15 protein-coding genes and 1 pseudogene are annotated in these 16,426 nt (G+C 63.3%); 9 read left to right on the forward strand and 7 right to left on the reverse strand.

The window, feature by feature from the left end; genetic code table 11:
* Positions 1–35: 35 nt before the first annotated feature.
* On the forward strand, positions 36–1,352 hold the full coding sequence (locus DPV74_RS03770) for an erythromycin esterase family protein (protein WP_119336546.1): 1,317 nt from the start codon (positions 36–38) through the stop codon (positions 1,350–1,352).
* Between the two features lie 154 nt (positions 1,353–1,506).
* Here DPV74_RS03770 and DPV74_RS03775 read toward each other — a convergent pair whose 3' ends face one another.
* A complete protein-coding gene (locus DPV74_RS03775; RefSeq protein ID WP_119336547.1) occupies positions 1,507–2,010 on the reverse strand; it encodes a universal stress protein in 504 nt (167 codons plus the stop codon).
* 249 nt (positions 2,011–2,259) lie between these two features.
* Between DPV74_RS03775 and DPV74_RS03780 the strand changes: the two genes are divergently transcribed.
* The 4 genes from DPV74_RS03780 (at position 2,260) to DPV74_RS03800 (ending at position 7,105) form a co-directional block, all read left to right on the forward strand.
* Complete coding sequence (locus tag DPV74_RS03780) at positions 2,260–2,757, forward strand: hypothetical protein (protein WP_119336548.1); 498 nt, start codon at positions 2,260–2,262, stop codon at positions 2,755–2,757.
* A 284-nt stretch (positions 2,758–3,041) separates the two neighbouring features.
* Positions 3,042–5,906 carry an AMP-binding protein gene (locus DPV74_RS03790; RefSeq protein WP_119336549.1) on the forward strand — a complete coding sequence of 955 codons (2,865 nt, stop codon included), beginning with the start codon at positions 3,042–3,044 and terminating at the stop codon, positions 5,904–5,906.
* A 490-nt stretch (positions 5,907–6,396) separates the two neighbouring features.
* On the forward strand, positions 6,397–6,747 hold the full coding sequence (locus DPV74_RS03795) for a hypothetical protein (protein WP_205571881.1): 351 nt from the start codon (positions 6,397–6,399) through the stop codon (positions 6,745–6,747).
* A gap of 118 nt (positions 6,748–6,865) precedes the next feature.
* The gene (locus DPV74_RS03800; RefSeq protein ID WP_119336550.1) at positions 6,866–7,105 is read left to right on the forward strand and encodes a hypothetical protein; all 240 of its coding nucleotides are present in this window, start codon (positions 6,866–6,868) and stop codon (positions 7,103–7,105) included.
* 13 nt (positions 7,106–7,118) lie between these two features.
* Here DPV74_RS03800 and DPV74_RS03805 read toward each other — a convergent pair whose 3' ends face one another.
* On the reverse strand, positions 7,119–7,688 hold the full coding sequence (locus tag DPV74_RS03805) for an ABC transporter permease (RefSeq protein ID WP_240439915.1): 570 nt from the start codon (positions 7,686–7,688) through the stop codon (positions 7,119–7,121).
* Positions 7,689–7,946: 258 nt separating this feature from the next.
* Positions 7,947–8,903: an ATP-binding cassette domain-containing protein gene (locus DPV74_RS03810; protein WP_240439916.1), complete on the reverse strand. Its 957-nt coding sequence runs from the start codon at positions 8,901–8,903 to the stop codon at positions 7,947–7,949.
* 99 nt (positions 8,904–9,002) lie between these two features.
* On the opposite strand from DPV74_RS03810, the gene DPV74_RS03815 reads away from it, so the two are divergent.
* A complete protein-coding gene (locus tag DPV74_RS03815; protein WP_119336562.1) occupies positions 9,003–9,446 on the forward strand; it encodes a hypothetical protein in 444 nt (147 codons plus the stop codon).
* A gap of 69 nt (positions 9,447–9,515) precedes the next feature.
* Positions 9,516–10,313, forward strand: a complete 798-nt coding sequence (locus tag DPV74_RS03820; RefSeq protein WP_134319666.1) for a hypothetical protein — start codon at positions 9,516–9,518, stop codon at positions 10,311–10,313.
* 455 nt (positions 10,314–10,768) lie between these two features.
* On the opposite strand, the gene DPV74_RS03825 is transcribed toward DPV74_RS03820, so the two are convergent.
* A complete protein-coding gene (locus DPV74_RS03825) occupies positions 10,769–12,904 on the reverse strand; it encodes an NAD(+) synthase (protein ID WP_119336553.1) in 2,136 nt (711 codons plus the stop codon).
* 232 nt (positions 12,905–13,136) lie between these two features.
* On the opposite strand from DPV74_RS03825, the gene DPV74_RS03830 reads away from it, so the two are divergent.
* Complete coding sequence (locus DPV74_RS03830; protein WP_134319665.1) at positions 13,137–13,433, forward strand: hypothetical protein; 297 nt, start codon at positions 13,137–13,139, stop codon at positions 13,431–13,433.
* 111 nt (positions 13,434–13,544) lie between these two features.
* Here DPV74_RS03830 and DPV74_RS03835 read toward each other — a convergent pair.
* Both DPV74_RS03835 and DPV74_RS03840 read right to left on the reverse strand, forming a co-directional pair.
* Positions 13,545–14,362, reverse strand: a protein-coding gene (locus DPV74_RS03835; protein ID WP_119336554.1) for an IS5 family transposase whose coding sequence is annotated in 2 segments (ribosomal slippage) — positions 13,545–14,014 and positions 14,014–14,362 — 819 coding nt in all. Because the reading frame shifts where the segments join, the coding sequence is not laid out codon by codon here.
* A gap of 204 nt (positions 14,363–14,566) precedes the next feature.
* A pseudogene (locus DPV74_RS03840) lies at positions 14,567–14,866 on the reverse strand (H-NS family nucleoid-associated regulatory protein).
* Between the two features lie 686 nt (positions 14,867–15,552).
* Between DPV74_RS03840 and DPV74_RS03845 the strand changes: the two are divergent.
* Positions 15,553–16,119 carry a hypothetical protein gene (locus DPV74_RS03845; protein WP_162922936.1) on the forward strand — a complete coding sequence of 189 codons (567 nt, stop codon included), beginning with the start codon at positions 15,553–15,555 and terminating at the stop codon, positions 16,117–16,119.
* Positions 16,120–16,305: 186 nt separating this feature from the next.
* Here the strand turns inward: DPV74_RS03845 and DPV74_RS03850 are convergent.
* Positions 16,306–16,426, reverse strand: a 121-nt coding sequence (locus DPV74_RS03850) for an IS3 family transposase (RefSeq protein ID WP_155651108.1), incomplete at its 5' end; no start/stop codon positions are given.

Below are 16,426 nucleotides of genomic sequence, written 5' to 3' on the forward strand. Positions count from 1 at the left end.
CATCACATCCGTCTTTCGCATGGAGGGAACTCATCATGCAGCCGCCTAAAACCCCATTCCTTGCCGTTCGCGCACTTGGGCAGCGGATGAACGGCGATAGCACTGACTACGACGCACTTCTGGAAATGGCACGCGGCCGTGACCTGATTCTGCTTGGCGAGGCAACTCACGGCACGGCGGAGTTCTACCGCATGCGCGGGGAAATCACATTGCGGCTTATCGCCGAGTGCGGCTTCGACACCGTTGCCATTGAAGGCGACTGGCCCGACGCATGGCGAATCGACCGCTTCGTGCAGGGCGACGGGACCGACGACGCTTCGTCCGCACTTGACGACTTCGAGCGCTTCCCCGTCTGGATGTGGCGCAATCGAGAGGTGTGTGATTTCATTTCGGCGCTGCGTGGGATCAATGCGACGCGGCCACAGCGAGACCGGGTCGGCGTCTATGGACTCGACCTTTATAGCCTCTATCGTTCTGCCGACGCCGTGATTCGCTACCTTGAGGGCGTGGACCCGGCAGAAGCCGCGCTGGCACGCGAGCGCTACGCGGCGCTCGATCATGTTCGGGAGCCGCAGGCCTATGGTTATGCTGCCGCGTTTGGCACTCGGCCTGCCGCTCAGGCTGGAGCAGTGCAGCAACTTCTCCAATTGCGTGCCGACCAATTCGACTATCTTGCACGCGATGGCACCGATGCACTCGACGCGCAGTTCTTCGCCGAGCAGAATGCGCGGGTCGTGGTCAATGCAGAAGCCTACTACCGTGGAATGTTCGGTAGCCGACTGAACACGTGGAATCTTCGCGACGCCCACATGGCCGGCACGCTGTTCGCGCTGACGCGCTACCGCGTGCGCCGCGGCGGCAGCGGGAAGGTGATCGTCTGGGCGCACAACTCGCATCTTGGCGATGCCCGCGCGACGGAGTCACGGCGGCGCGGGGAATGGAACCTTGGTCAGATCGTGCGCGAGAAGGCTCGACATCGGGCGTTGCTGGTTGGATTCACAACGTACACCGGGCATGTGTCTGCTGCATCCCATTGGGACGGCGAGGTCGAGCAGAAGTGGGTGCGTCCGGCGCAGCTCGATAGTTGGGAGCATCTTTTCCACACCACGGGCTACGACCGATTCTTTTTGCCGATGCAGGGCGACAGTTCACGCACGCTCGACGAACCTTTGCTTGAACGCGCAATTGGCGTGCTGTACATGCCTCGGACGGAGCGGCAGAGTCACTATTTCGAAGCCGCGCTCGCCTCACAATTCGATGCGCTCTTTCACCTCGACGAAACTGCTGCGGTTGAGCCGCTCGAACCGGCAGCAGGCTGGCACAACCGTGAGAGCAGCGCCGAAGCACTTTAGGGTAGAAACGCGCAATGCCCCTTGCGGGCGAGCAAATTTCGAAGGGCGGCGCAGATTGACGGACCTCGGTCTCATCTGATCTTGGTGCGCGTCTCGATGTTAACGCTGCTTGTAGAACTACCGTGGATGTCGAATGGAGCCGGAGCAGCGGCGCTCACGACTGCTCGTTTTGAGTCGACACGGCAATGGGTTCGGCAGCATGTTCCGGCGGACGACTCGCGGGAATCAGGAGCACCGGACACGCGGCGCGCCGCAGGACACGCTCGGCCACGCTACCCAGCGCGAGGCGTCGAAAGCCTCGGCGGCCATGAGTGCCCATCACGATAAGGTCGGCGTCAATCTCCTTCGCGACGATCAGAATCCGCTGCGTGACATCCTCGCCGACCGGCTCGACAGTAACCATCCGAGGTGTACCGGATACGCCGCGCGTTTCCATACGCTTCGCGGCGTCCTGTGTCACACGCTGTCCTTCTTCACGGAAAGCGTCGAGCAGGATTGATGGATCATAGCCGTACATGTCGTAGAAGGGCACGAAACAATCGACGACATAGACGGGCGTAAGCCGGGCAGCCGATTCTGACGCGAGCGTCAGTGCGGCATCGAGCGCGCTGGATGACGTCTCGCTGCCATCGAGCGCGATCAGAATGTTCGTATACACGGTTCTTCCCTTGAGCAGGCGTCGACCGTTTCATCATCACGCGGGTTCTGATCGCGCTGATCTGGATCAAGCGGCACTGTCGGACTACGGGTACGGATCGAGCCACGCGTCGTTCGTGGCCACGCATTTGACGAGCATCAATGGACTGCGTGCGGCGCCGCGTCACTATGTACTTGAGTCTGATCCAGATATGAGCGGTCTGGTCGACTGATCAGCATTTCATAATCGTTCGGGTGCGAGGACAGGAAGATGAGTACGGAGAGCATGGTGAAGCCATCCGCCGGCGACAGTTGGGCGGCCTGTAATGCTTACCTCCGCATGCTGGCGCGCGGACTGGATTTGCGCAACGAATGGCAGGCGCTGCAGCAGCGCAGGATCGATCGCGATAGCGACACGATACGTCGGCTGCAAGCCGGCCTTGAAGGTGCCCATGACTGGCGGGCATTCGGTGACGCCTGGCAGCAATCGTTGAGTACATATGCGCAGGCGAGTTTAGGGATCTGGCTGGACACTGCAGCGTGGTCGACACGCGTGCAGCACGAGGGCATGAATGCGTTAGTCGACTGGCTGCGCGAATGCCAAGCAGCCGGTCTGCAGGGCTGGGGACGGCTGGCTGGGGCGGGTGCGCGGAATATGCCCTGGCAGAACTGGATGACGGAACTCGAGCGGGCGACCTTCGAATCCGTCCGACCGGACGGCGGCATGGGAAAGACCGGAAGCAACCGGTCAGGTGCAGCGGCGAACTGATACCGCCTTTACGCAGCCGGTCGGGCCAGAGGACCGCATTCGATCTTCTGCGCTACTGGCACCTGTCGTTAGCCACGCACAGCGTGGATCCGAAACATGCCGATCCACAACTCCGACTGTGCCGCAGTCTGCTCCGAGATCGCTGACCTGTTCCCCATCCAGGGAGCCAACTCCTTTCGGGGGCGTGCCTATCCGACTATGCGGGTGACCTGGATCAATCTCGCCCCGCTTCGGGCGACATAGCGTGATACCTGTCGACAGCCACAAGTGGCGGACGATCGCCGATGGAATCCGATCATGAAATTCGACAAGCCGTGCGTCCCGATGTCGATGCTGCGCGCCTGCTGACGCTCATCGATGCGCTGTCGACCGAACTGTACGGCACGCGCGATACGCCGCGCCGCGCATCCCTCGACGCGCGCTTCGACAGCGACCTCGGTTTCGACAGCCTGACGCGCGCCGAGTTGTTCGATCGCATCGAGCAAGCGTTCGGCGTGCGCCTGCCGGTCGACGTATTCGCCTCGGCGACAACGCCGAGGGACCTGCTGGATGCGCTGAACAGCAACCGGACGCCCGCAGCCTACAAGACAGACCACCCGAGCGCGGCGCTCGCCGAACCGGAGTGGCCGATCCCGGCCGATTGCCGAACGTTGGTCGATGCGCTGTATTGGCACGTCGAACAGCACCCCGACCGTACGCACATCGTGCTGCTTGCGGACGGCGAGAGGGAGACGACTATCAGCTACGCGCGTCTGTATCGCGACGCGTCGGCGCTTGCCGGCAGGCTGAGTGCGAAAGGAATCGGTCCCTATGACACGGTCGCGCTGATGCTACCTACCGGCCCGGACTATTTCTCGGCATTCATCGCGATCCTGCTGTGTGGAGCGGTGCCGGTTCCGATTTACCCACCGTTGCGGCCGGATCAGCTGGCCGAACACGTTGCCCGCCACACGGCGATTTTCGCGAACGCGCAGGTCAAGGCGCTCGTGTCGTTCAATGAGGCCGCGCCGGCCGCACGGCTCCTGAAGGCGCGTGTCGCGACGCTGCAGCACGTGCTCGTTCCGGGCCAGCTCGCGAGTGCAACGCTGCCGGTGCCGGTGCCGGCAGCGAAGGCTGGTGATCTCGCGCTGCTGCAATATACGTCAGGTAGCACCGGGGAGCCGAAGGGCGTCGAGCTTACGCATGCGAATCTGCTCGCGAATATCCGCGCGATGGGCACACGGATGGATGTGCGGTCGACCGATGTCGTCGTCAGTTGGCTGCCGCTCTATCACGACATGGGGTTGATCGGCGCATGGCTCGCGCCGATGTTCTTCGGCGTGCCGGTCGTCGTGATGCCACCGCTCGTGTTCTTGGCTCGACCGGAATTATGGCTGCGCGCGCTGGCGCGCTATCGCGGCACGATCTCTGCCGCACCGAATTTCGCGTATGAGCGATGTGCTCGCCATCTCGCGGTGGATTCGCTCGCGGATCTGGACCTGTCAGCGTGGCGATTGGCCTGTTGCGGCGCGGAGCCGGTCAATCCGTACACGATGCGCGCGTTTGCTGCTCGTTTTGCGCCACTGGGTTTCGACGCGCACGCATTGACGCCCGTCTACGGGCTCGCCGAGAACACGCTCGGCGTGACATTCCCGCCGCCCGGGCGGGGGATGCTGGTCGATCGCGTATCGCGCACGGCACTCGCCGAAACGGGAAGGGCCGACCTCACATCGGACGACGATGATGCGCTCGAGGTGCCGAGTTGCGGGCAACCGCTCGCGGGCACGGCGATGCGCATCGTCGACGAAGGCGGGCGAGCACTGCCCGAGCGCAGCACGGGGCGCATCGAGTTTCGCGGCGATTCGGCCACACGTGGCTACTTCCGCAATCCCGCAAATACGGCCGGCATGTTCGACGGCACGTGGCTCGACAGTGGCGATCTCGGCTACCTGTCGGAGGGTGAGCTGTACGTGACCGGTCGCGTGAAGGATCTGATCATTCGCGGCGGCCGTCACTACTTTCCGTACGAACTCGAAGCTGCGATCGCGCGTCTGCCCGATGTCGTGCCGGCGGGCGTCGCGGTGTGCGGCGCGTCCGACACCACTTCGGGAACCGAGCGGCTCGTGATTCTTGTCGAGTCGTTCGCCACGAATGAAGCTGCGGCAGCGCGCCTGCGCAGCCGTGTCAATGACGCCACGACCGCATTGTGGGGCGCACCTGCAGAGGAGGTCGGCATCCTTGCACCCAATGCGATCCTGAAGACACCGAGCGGCAAGATACGTCATGAGGCAACGCTCAACCAATATCTACAGCGCGGCGGTTGTGCGGCGCGCACGCCGGCGGCGGCGACGCAGTTCGTGGAGCTGGCGATGTGCAGCGTCGTGCCTGTCGCGCGGCGCACGCTGCGGCGAGCGGCCGGGATCGCATGGGGCGTCTATTGCTGGATGCTGGTTGCTCTGTTCGCGCCGGCTGTCTGTGCATCCGTCGCGTGGCGTGGCGATTGGGAGAGCAACTGGCGGCGTGCCGCCCTTGCGTGCCGGTTGTTCCTGCGGCTTGCGGGCATTCACACGACCCTGCGCGGCGTGCCGGACGCACTCGGCGAAGGCGTTGGGATTGTTGTCGCGAATCATGCGAGCTACATCGACGTCGTTGTGCTATTCGCGCAACTGCCGCGCCCGGTCCGGTTCGTCGCGAAACGGGAGCTTGCATCGACACCGTTTATCGGCCGGATGCTGCGGGCACTCGGGACGTGCTTCGTCGAGCGGCGTGACTATCGCCGCAGTCTCGAGGACGAGGCGGTGCTCGTCGCGCATGCCTCGGGCGACACGCTGCTGTTCTTCCCCGAAGGAACATTCACGCGAACAGCGGGGCTGGCACCGTTCCGGCTCGGCGCGTTTCGAGCCGCGTGCGTCAACGGCCGGCCCGTCGTGCCGGTGGCGTTGAAAGGCACGCGCGCCGTGCTTTGCGACGGCGAATGGCTGCCGCATCGACACATGGTTGACGTGACGATCGGCGGTCCGCTTCAGCCCGACGGTGTCGACTTTCGCGCGATGGCCTGCCTGCGCGACCGCGCGCGCGACGTGATTCTCGCGTCCTGCGGCGAGGCCGATCTGGGGAATGCAGGTAGGCGCTGGACAACGTTCGCGTCAAGTGGCTCGGATGGTCGGTGAATGGCTTCGCGCACGCCGGCCCGCGCGTGACTGCGATAGAGGAGGAGGCAATCTCGTGTATCGACTTTTCCATCGTCTGGAACCTGTGTTGTTCGGCCTGGTAACCGCATCGGCCGTCGCTTGCGCGGGTATCCTCATTGCACACCAGTATGGCGGCTTGCCGGCTCTGGATCTCGTACTGCCGCAAGTCGCGGAAGCGGCTGCCGTTTTGATGCCTTACGGCGAAAGGCCCGGCGACGTCGTCACGGTTGGACAGCCACCACCCACCCGGATAGAGACGAAATGAACGCTGTCGTGCGCCCAGCGCACACAGTCGCAATCTGGAACTGGCTCGGAATCATCAGGATGACGGCGGGAGCGATACGTGTCGAGGGCACTCGCAAGCCGCATTGTGGCAGCTTGACTGCCGGCGAAAATCGTTGGGTACATCGAGGCCCAACGTGCTCCCCAGTCTATGGCTGTAGTTGACCCAGGATTGGTCACACGGCACATGAGCGAAACCGGCCGGCTTCCGCGCGGCGAACATCGCCTGCGGGACGGGATGGACGCCTGCGCCCCCGGTAAAGAGTCCGTCGGTGGCATCGGTCTCTGCCAGCCCCTGTTTGTGCATCGCGCGTCGTATCGGGATGCCGCGAGCGACGTCGCGTCTTGCCGCACATGGATCCGCGAGCAGCGAGTAGGCGAATTCTGGCAATTGTTCGGCTACGTGCTTCTGCTGTGGGCGGCGGTCATGGGTCTCGTCGTCGGCCCGCTCCTGCTCATCAGGCATCGGGCCAGGCATCTCCACCGCGGATCGCGCTCCGGGACACACGGGAATCGTCGCCACGGCGGCGAGAAGTGAACATCATCAACGTGTTGTTTGACCGGTTTCGGTCGGATTGCCGACGCGGTAAATCGACGCGCGTCAGGACAGCCCGGACCGCGGCCTGCGCGAAAGCAGAGAGGAAGGGGGAGCGACCATGGCGATTTCAGGGGAACTGCACGAAGCGGACTGGTCCGTGGTGATCGAAACGGTAGCCGTCGATACCGGCGGCTACCGCTGCCGCGTCCACGTGATGATCCGCTCCCCGAACAACAAGTGCGAGCGCGTGTTCCAGCATCATCGGGTCTTCGCGGCCGAGCGCGAGGCGGCGCCGGAAGGTCTGCGCAGCGGCATGACGTGGATCGAAATGAAGATGTCGGAAACGTTCATGTTCTGACGGCCAGTCACGCTCACTGGGCGATATGCGGATAGAGCCGTGCGCTTGTCGTCACCAGCAACACGAGCGAACCGGCGAGCACGAAAAAATCGGTCGCGAGCCCGATGTGCGCGATCGCGCCGTAACCGGGCAACAGCAGCAGGCGAAGCGCGTCGACCTGATAGCTGAGCGGATTCAGGTGCGCGACGATCTGGAGCGCGCGCGGCATCATAGCGGTGGGGTAGATCGCGTTGCTGGCAAAAAAGAGCGGCATGGTCAGCACCTGTCCGACGCCCATGAAGCGCTCCCGCGTCTTCACGAGGCAGGCGATAATCAGCGAGAAGGTCGAGAAGACCGCCGCACCGAGCACGACGAACAGCACCAGCCCGGCGAGCGCGACCGGATCGTAGCGCATGTGCACGCCCAGCATCGCCCCGAGCGCCATCACCACTGCGGCCTGGACCAGCGCGCGGGCACCGCCGCCCAGCGCCTTGCCCATTACCAGTGAGGCGCGCGGCGTCGGCGTGGCCAGAAACTTGTGGACAATGCCCAGATCCCGCTCCCAGATGATCGAGATGCCGTTGAAGATCGCGATGAACAGCACGCTCTGCGCGAGAATCCCGGTGTCAGAAAATCGAGGTAGCGCATGTCGGCCGTTTCAATCGCGCGTGCCCGGCTCATCACCTGCCCGAAGATCAGCAGCCACAGTGCCGGCTGGATCGCGCGCGTCGCAAGTTCGGTCGGGTCGTGCCTGAGCTTGCGGATCTCCATGTCGGCGATCGCCAGCGTTTTCATCACGAATCCGGCCGTGTGCCAAAGCGCACGCGGCATGCGCGCACGCACGGGGGCGGTCGTGCTGGTCTCATCCGAGCCGCTGGGTAGTGCGGCGAGTCTGCGAGGTTTCATCGTAGGATCCTTCCGAACCGGCGTCGTCACGCGTGAAATGCTCGAACGCATCGTCGAAGGTGGCGCCGGGCCGCACGCTCGCGGCAAGTTGGCGCGGGGTTCCGATCGCCGTCACGCGGCCGCGGCTCATGATGGCCACGCGATCGCACATCCGCTCGGCTTCGTCGAGGTAATGGGTCGTCAACAGAACCGCGGCACGATACTCGGCGCGCAGCCGCTCGACCAGCGACCAGACGGTGGCGCGGGCAATCGGATCGAGCCCGACGGTCGGTTCGTCGAGAAAGAGGACCTGCGGGCGATGCAGGGTGGACTGCGCGATCTCGAGGCGCCGGATCATGCCGCCCGAATAGGTTTTCACGAGCTTGTCGCCGAATTCGGAGAGTTCCATGAATGCGAGCGCGTCGCGAATCCGCGCGGCCCGCTCCGCGCGCGGCAGATCGTACAGCTTCGCGAACACGAGCAGGTTTTCGTAGCCGGTCAGGTCACCGTCTGCCGACAACGCCTGCGGAACGTAGCCGATCGTGCGGCGCACCGCACCGGCGGCCCTTACGATGTCGAAGCCGGCGACCGTGGCATGACCCGACGTTGGCGGAAGCAGCGTCGTCAGCATCTTGATTACCGTCGTCTTGCCGGCCCCGTTGCGGCCGAGCAGGCCGAGCGCTTCCCCGGGCTTCACTATCAGCGTCAATGCGTCGACCGCGCACAAATCGCCGAAGCGCCGGGTAAGCCGGTCGGTTTCGACGACGGGCGCGACATGCGATGAGTCGTTCATGAGAAGACCTGCCACGGAGGCCGATTCGTTCGATGTTCGCGATCCATTCTTCCAGCGACCCGGACCGCACGCTTGATGCACGTCAATCGCCCGTGCGACGTGTGGCCATGCAGCGGACGACGAAGAGCCGCCGGATCGCAACCGTTTTCGGCCGGGCCGCGGGCGTGCCGTTGATCGCGATCAACGTCGCGCGGCGCAGCGCCAATACGATGGATTGCATCTCTTTCGAGGGTGATGACCATGAGCAGGATCGGGGCCGTATGCCGCATGCTCGCGCTGTGCACGGCGGCATGCTGTGCGTTGGCGATGCAGCCGGCACGCGCGCAGCATGCGGGCCACGTCCCCCGCCAGGATTTCCACGGCCGGGACTTTCGCCACTTCGCGCCGAGGGAGAGCGCGCGATGGCAGGGTGGTCGCTGGGTCCAGGACTGGCACGACGGGCGTTACGCGTGGTGGTGGATCGTCGACGGCTACTGGTACTTCTATCCGGCACCCATGTATCCGTTTCCGACGTACATCCCGCCGGCGATCGTCATGCAGCGGCCGCCACCCACACCAGAGGGTCTCCCGCCGGCAAGCGCGTGGTACTACTGCAACGATCCGCGCGGATACTATCCGTATGTCGCGTCGTGCAACGGCGTGTGGACCGCGGTTCCCTCGACACCCGGTCCTCAGGTACCCTGATGAATGCGGCGAGCCGCGAATCGTCATGCTGGCATCCCGCCCACCCGCTTCGGCAGCGCGAGCAGGAACATGATTCCACGAACCTGTCCGGTGTTTCTGAACCGGCGCGATGCCGGCCGGCACGTTGCGCTCGCGCTGCACTCGTGCGGGAAGCGTGATGACGTCGTCGTGATCGCACTGGCGCGCGGCGGCATCCAGGTCGGACTCGAGGTTGCATACGTGTTGCGGGCCCGGCTTGATATCGTTGCGGTCGGACGACTATGCCTGTCGCGAGTCGATGCAACGCAGGTTGGTACCATTTCCGGCTCGGGGGCCTGCGTGTTCGATGGTGCAATACTCGGACGCGGCGCCGTAAGCGCCGTGCAACTCGACCGGGCCATTCGCCACGAGCGGGCAGCAATCGCGCGCGTGAACCATCTGGTGCGCGGATTCGTGACACCGGTGCCGTTGCGCAGTCGATCCGTCATCGTCGTCGGCGATGGCCTCGACGACGATGACATACTGCGCGCGGCGCTCCTCGAGGTCCATCTGGCATGCCCCGGTCACGTGACCATTGCTGCGCCCGTCCTGCAGTGCGGTATCCGCGGACAGCTCGGGGATCTGGCCAACGCGTCGGTCGCGGTACGCGAGCCGGCAGCGTTTCGTGGCGGTGGGGCCTACTACCGGGATTGCCGTCCGATCAGCGATGCCGAATTTGTACACGACCTCGAGGCGGCACGTTCCTGGCAATGCGCACTCGCGTCGCATGCGAACCCAGGCGGCGACGTCGTCCATCGCCAGGCGGCATTGCTGTCCGGAGTTGCACGCCGGGTCGCTATCGCGACTTCGCTTGCGGTGGGGCAGCGCATCTCGTCGGTGTTCCGCTGAGGTGCAATATCGTTTCCGTGGCTCCGCTCATGGTCTGGACACGAGACCGGCACTGTGTATCGTGCCAGAGTCCGCTGAGCTCGCGCAAGTCGGGCGCCGAACGCCGACCCGATATCGCGCGCGCGGAGCGGTAGCACGCGAACATCGCTCTGTCGGGGGTAAACATCCCTATCCTCCCCGACACGCGCTGGGCGCGCCGCGGACGAGGCGTGTTCGCCAACTGGCACGCGCTCACTCGGTGCTGACGTTGTCGGCAGCGGGTCGGTACACAATCAGAGTCCGCGCTCTGGTCGCCGCACCGTACGGTGCCGATCCTCTCTGCCGCGCATTTCGGGAGGGTGGCGGCCGGGACGAGGCGAACGGCATCAACCGGCTCGTGCCGAACCGCCTCGACGGATTCGTCGCCGCGCTCGACGCCGCCGGTCGCGTCGCTTGAACACGCGGCAACCTGCGCTTCAGCGCGCCGGCGGCGGGGCGGGGCGGCCACCATCGACGGTCTCCGGCACGGTAGCGAGATCCGCGAGCCACGCTTGCGCGGAGGCATCGCTCGGTGCACGGTAATCGCCGCGCGGCGACAGAGAGCCACCCGAGCCTACCTTCGGCCCATTCGGAAGGCAACTGCGCTTGAACTGCATGCCCTCGAAGAACCGCACGATGAAAATTTCGAGCCAGCGTTTGATTTCGCCGAGCGAATATGCGTGCCGTTTCTCATCCGGCACGTCGGGCCATACGCCGCCTGCGGCGTCGTGCCATGCATGCCAAGCGAGATACGCGACCTTGGACGGCCGGAAGCCGAACCTCAGCAGGTAATAGAGGTTGAAGTCTTGAAGCTCGAACGGGCCGACCACCGCTTCGGACTGCTGCGCCGGTTCGGCGGGCGCGTCGCCCGGTATCAGTTCGGGGCTGATTGCAGTTGCCAGAATGTCGTACAGCACCGGCCCGGCCGGTCCGGCAAAAGGCCCGGTTTCGGCTGCCTGGTGCACGAGATGGTGGACCAGCGTCTTCGGAATGCTCGCGTTAACCGCGTAGTGCGACATCTGGTCCCCGACGCCATATGTGCACCAGCCGAGCGCAAGCTCGCTCAGATCGCCGGTGCCCACTACGAGCGCTGCATGCCGGTTCGCGAGCCGGAACAGGTAGTCAGTGCGCATCCCCGCCTGGACATTTTCGAACGTCACGTCGTAGTGGGCACCGCCGTGTGCGAATGGATGGCCGAGATCGTGAAACATCTGCATGCAGGCGGGACGAATGTCGATTTCGATGTGCCGGCAGCCGAGCACGCGGATCAGCCGCACTGCCTGGTCAGCAGTTCGCCGGCTGGTCGCGAAACCCGGTAGCGTGCACGCGAGCACACGGTCGCGGGGCAGGAGCAGCGCATCGGTCGCGCGCACGCAGGTCAGCAGCGCCAGGGTCGAATCGAGCCCGCCCGATACGCCGACGACCAACCGTTCGACGCCGGCCGCTTTCATCCGCGTGACGAGCCCCTGCACCTGGATCGCGCTGATTTCCTCGCAGCGTTCGTTGCGCATTGCCGGATCTGCCGGCACGTATGGAAACCTCTCGCACGTGCGCGCCAGCGAAAGGGGGCCGCCGTCATCGAGATCAGCGTCGAGCTTGATCGTGCGAAAGGCCGTGCAGGTGTCCCGGTGCCGCATCGCTGCATACTCGAAGCTTGTCTGCCGCATCCGCTCATCGGCGAGACGATCAAGATCGACATCAGCGTACACAAGCTGCGGCGGCGGTGCGAAACGCCGCGCCTCGGCCAGCAATACACCGTTCTCGAAGAGCATGCCGTGGCCGTCCCACGCGAGATCGGTCGTGGATTCGCCGGCTCCCGCGCAACTATATGCGTATGCCGCGAGGCAACGGGCCGATTGGTTGGCGACAAGTGCGCGCCGGTAATCCGCTTTCGCGACACTTGCGTTCGATGCGGACAGGTTGACCAGCACCGTCGCGCCCGCGAGGGCAGCATACGACGACGGCGGAAGCGGCACCCACAGGTCCTCGCAAATCTCGACGTGAAACTTCAGTAGCGGCTGCGCGCGGACCTGAAATAGCAGGTGGCTGCCGAATGGAATCGCGGCCTGCATTGGCAGATCGACGGTCTCCTGGGCGAGCGCATCACCAGGCGCGAACTGTCGGGCCTCGTAGAACTCGCGGTAGTTCGCGAGATAGGTTTTCGGCACGATCCCGCAGATCCGTCCACGATGCACGACTACGGCGCAGTTGTAGAGCGCCGCGCCGAATCGCAGCGGCACGCCGACGAAGGCGATCGGCGCGAGTTCGCGCGACGCGGTGACCACGTCGCCCAGCGCGGCGACGCACGCATCGAGTAACGCCTGCTGCTGGAACAGGTCGTCGCAGGTATAGGCCGACAGCCCGAGTTCCGGGCAGACAACCGCGATGGCGCGCACATGCGCCGCGCAGCGAATCGCGTCGATCGTGCCGGCAGCATTGGCTACGGGGTCGGCTACGCGCACCGGCGGCACCGCGACGGCGATCCGGACGAAGCCGTGCCGGTACGGATTGAAAAAGCATCGCGCGGGCGGGTCGCCAATGGCCTGGCGACGGGGAGAGACAGGTGTCATCATGGCGGTTCCGGATGGTGCACCGTGTACCGAAATGCGTACGCAAGGAGGCGCGTCGGCGATGCACGGCCTTCCGGTCGCACCGCTGTTGCATCATCACTCTCATGGAAAATCTACGAGCGAAGCCGCGACGGCGCGTTGACGGACATCAAATTCGCCCGGAGGAGCCGCGATTGATGCACGTCAAGCGAAACGATCCGGCGCGCCAGACGACTGTCCCGCTGACAATCCCCTATTGTCCGACGATTTTTCTTTCGCAGGCGGCATTGCCTGGCTATCCACTGCGGACCGCGATGCGGATTTCGCCGCGCTCGTCGCATCGATCGTCCTAACTTTCGTACGTGCGACCAATTTCGATGTCCCGCGGATGGTTCGTCGTGATAGGCGTGGCGACGATCCCGAACAACCAGTTGCTGTCTCGGCCGGTAGTCGCGAAGCCGTCGCCAAGAATGGGGGAGGGGCTGCCGAAATGTTCTTGCTCGAACGCCATAAGAGCGACGCTAATCCGACACCACCTGAAGAGGTTGGATGAACCTTGCTGCAATCGAGGATGTGCGCAACGTCTTGCGCACCGCACTGATTCGGGCAACGGAACTGGAGCCGAAGTTGTCATTGGATCAGAAGAATTGGCTTAGAGACGGTTTCATAAAGACTGCTGAGTCCGCTGCAAAGTGTTCCAGCAGATCATGGAGCAACCGAGTTTGAGGAACGCTTCATGAATGTCGGCACGCCGTTCGAATCGGATACGGAGACGTCGAAAGTGGTGCATCCAGGCATGCGTGCGCTCAACGACCCATCGAACCTTCCCAAGCCCGCTGCCGTGTGGTTGTCCGCGTCGGGCAATGCTGGTGGGAATGCCTCGCTCGTGCAGGATGCGCCGGTACTTGTCGTGATCGTAGCCTCGATCCGCATAGACGCGTTTGGGCCGGCTCAGTGGCCGACCGCGAACGCCTTTGATCGGCGCGATCGCCTCGATCAGGGGGATCAGTTGCGTGACGTCATTGCGGTTGGCTCCGGTCAGGATTGCCGCGATCGGCGTGCCGTTGGCGTCGGTGGCGAGGTGGTGTTTGGAACCGGGTCGCGCTCGATCGGTGGGGTTCGGGCCAGTTTTTCGCCCGCCCCAACCGCTCGAATCGACGAGGAGTCGACGACCACACGTGAGAAGTCGATCTGGTTTGCCGCGCGTCGTTTGGTCAGCAGCAACGCGTGCAATGCATCCCACACGCCAGCCTCTTGCCAGTCCCGCAGCCGTCGCCAGCAACTCACGCCCGAGCCACATCCCATTTCCGCAGGAAGATCGCGCCAGCGAATGCCGGTCTTCAGCACGAACAGAATGCCCGTCAGCGCTGCGCGATTCGGCACGGGCTTGCGGCCCGGGTACTTGAACCGACGGGGCTTGGCAGGCGGTAGAAGTGGCTCGATGAGTTTCCACAACTCGTCGTCAATGATCGGTTTGCCCATCTCCCTGATCCGGTTGTCACGACGGCTCAGGTTAACAGGTCGAGAGAAAAGTTAACAGTAGCTACGCGTCTTTTTGAAACCGTCTCTTAGGCGGATCTGAATCGCTTGGGCCGGCACGGCTTGATACAGATTCAATGGGCCTGCAGCATGAAGCTGCAGGCCCAGAGAGTGTCCGTAGGGCGACCGATCGCTACGCTGCGGTGATCATTCGGCGATCAAGAAGCGATCACGTTTCTTACCCTTGATCCATGACGGTTCGCGGCCACGCCCGCTCCACGTCTTGCCCGTTTTCGGATCCTGATACTTCGGCGTCGCGGGTTGGCTGCCATTCGCGCGGCGTACGCGCTTACGGCCGAAGACCTATTCCGGCGTGAGACCATACTCTTGAATACGCGCGCGAACTTCCTTGAGCACGGTCGCTAGTTCGGCCTGCCGAGCTTCTTCCGCTTGCACGAGCAGTGCATCAGCCTTGGCTTTCAACTCTTGATAGGTGGCATTCTTCACTCCACGTGGTTAAAAGAAACAGTATTGAAATGGTCGCTTCGAAGAGTCCAATTCGGGGCGACGCGTCATGTCTGCGACATGCCATTGTCGACAGCGCAATCGGAACGATTGCGCGATTTTCTCATCGTTTGGACCGGGAGTCGATTATTTGTCGCTTCCGAGGCCGCGGACCTGGTGGAACAATCGAAGTCGTCCATTGGGCGATCGAGGTTGGGTACGCAAATTGCTGACGATCATCAGCGGCTTGTTGGACGGTCGCCCGCTGGGCGCCGATGTGCAGTCAACCGCTCTGAGCCGCCAGGGCGGGTTGGGACTGTCTCCATTGGATTGCGTTGAGGACACAATGAGGATACCTATTTTGTATTGGCCAGATCGTGCCAAGCGTAGAACGTCTGACAAGCCGCGTTTTTTTCGTACGTGCGTGATGTCTCGCCATTGACAGACTCACTCTTCCAAAATGTTGTAATTTGATGTTTCGTTTGTCCAGATAGCTCAAATTCGGCGGACGTGCTGATTGCTGGTTGGTGTCCCCCCCAATCTTCACAGTTGACACTGCAGCGTGAAGGAACGAAAAAAGACGCACTCATCTGGGCCGGCGCGATGAGTCCGGTCAGTTCGGTGCATCAGCGATCCGATTTCTCGCGGTGTGTGGAGTACATATCGCCACGTTCGAGGCGAGGCCTGCTATGGAGCAACGCGATAATGTTTGGCAATCGAGTGATACAAACGCATGCTCGGCACCGGCCTGCGAATGCGCGACCTTACAGTTCCGTTTGCGAAGGGCCGAAACGCAGATTCGTCGTCTCACAAGATGCGTTCAACTGAAAGACGAGAAGCTGTGCGAGCTTGGCAAGGTCCTGGCGAACTCGGCGACCGCGCACTATTGCGTTGAAGAGCGATTGCAGCGTGAACTCGATGCGCTACGGATTGATATGCCGGCCGACGTGCCGAGCGAGCACAACGGTCCTGTTGATGGCGATTCAATGGGCGGCGGTGTAATCGTCCGGCTGCCTTACCTGACCGCGATCCTCGCAGTATTGTTCGACGCGATGCACATGTTCTGGGCCGACTGCGATGACGGCCGTCTGCCAAAATCTTCGACTGTCGCTCATGCAATTGACGAACGTCTCGGACTGCGCGCACAGGCAAGCGGCGAAGGTTCACGCACCGGTCAGGCCTACGCGTCCGCCATTCGGCCGGATTGGGTAAAGGATGCGGATAACCGGCATCATCGGCGGCGATCCACATCCTAGCTGTGGTCTTGGAAGTCGAGCGCATCAATTCCGGCGGAGCGCGACGGTTCTCGCCGGGACGGGATCTATTACACGTCTGCCGCGCAACGCGCAATGAGCAACTCGTGGCGCGGTCCCCAGCGAGCCAGGAACATTCGGCGTGAGTGGCTGATACCACGTGTGGACCGGCCAGAGTTTCATAGACACTCACGAGCCGTTTAACGCGTAGCGCCGCTCGAACTCAATCGGTGAAAGATCGCCGGCGGAACCATGCCGACGAACCGGGTTATAAAACATTTCGATGTAATCGAACAAGTCCGAGGTCGCG

Source organism: Burkholderia sp. HAN2018 (assembly GCF_024704855.1).
Taxonomy (GTDB): domain Bacteria; phylum Pseudomonadota; class Gammaproteobacteria; order Burkholderiales; family Burkholderiaceae; genus Burkholderia; species Burkholderia cepacia.

What these genes read in the sequence shown, in the direction of transcription:
- DPV74_RS03790 (WP_119336549.1), top strand. Translation starts at nt 3,042, where the DNA reads ATGGAATCCGATCATGAAATTCGACAAGCCGTGCGTCCCGATGTCGAT.
- DPV74_RS03820 (WP_134319666.1), top strand. Translation starts at nt 9,516, where the DNA reads ATGATTCCACGAACCTGTCCGGTGTTTCTGAACCGGCGCGATGCCGGC.
- DPV74_RS03825 (WP_119336553.1), bottom strand. Translation starts at nt 12,904, where the DNA reads ATGATGACACCTGTCTCTCCCCGTCGCCAGGCCATTGGCGACCCGCCC.
- DPV74_RS03770 (WP_119336546.1), top strand. Translation starts at nt 36, where the DNA reads ATGCAGCCGCCTAAAACCCCATTCCTTGCCGTTCGCGCACTTGGGCAG.
- DPV74_RS03815 (WP_119336562.1), top strand. Translation starts at nt 9,003, where the DNA reads ATGAGCAGGATCGGGGCCGTATGCCGCATGCTCGCGCTGTGCACGGCG.
- DPV74_RS03780 (WP_119336548.1), top strand. Translation starts at nt 2,260, where the DNA reads ATGAGTACGGAGAGCATGGTGAAGCCATCCGCCGGCGACAGTTGGGCG.
- DPV74_RS03845 (WP_162922936.1), top strand. Translation starts at nt 15,553, where the DNA reads ATGGAGCAACGCGATAATGTTTGGCAATCGAGTGATACAAACGCATGC.
- DPV74_RS03800 (WP_119336550.1), top strand. Translation starts at nt 6,866, where the DNA reads ATGGCGATTTCAGGGGAACTGCACGAAGCGGACTGGTCCGTGGTGATC.
- DPV74_RS03795 (WP_205571881.1), top strand. Translation starts at nt 6,397, where the DNA reads ATGAGCGAAACCGGCCGGCTTCCGCGCGGCGAACATCGCCTGCGGGAC.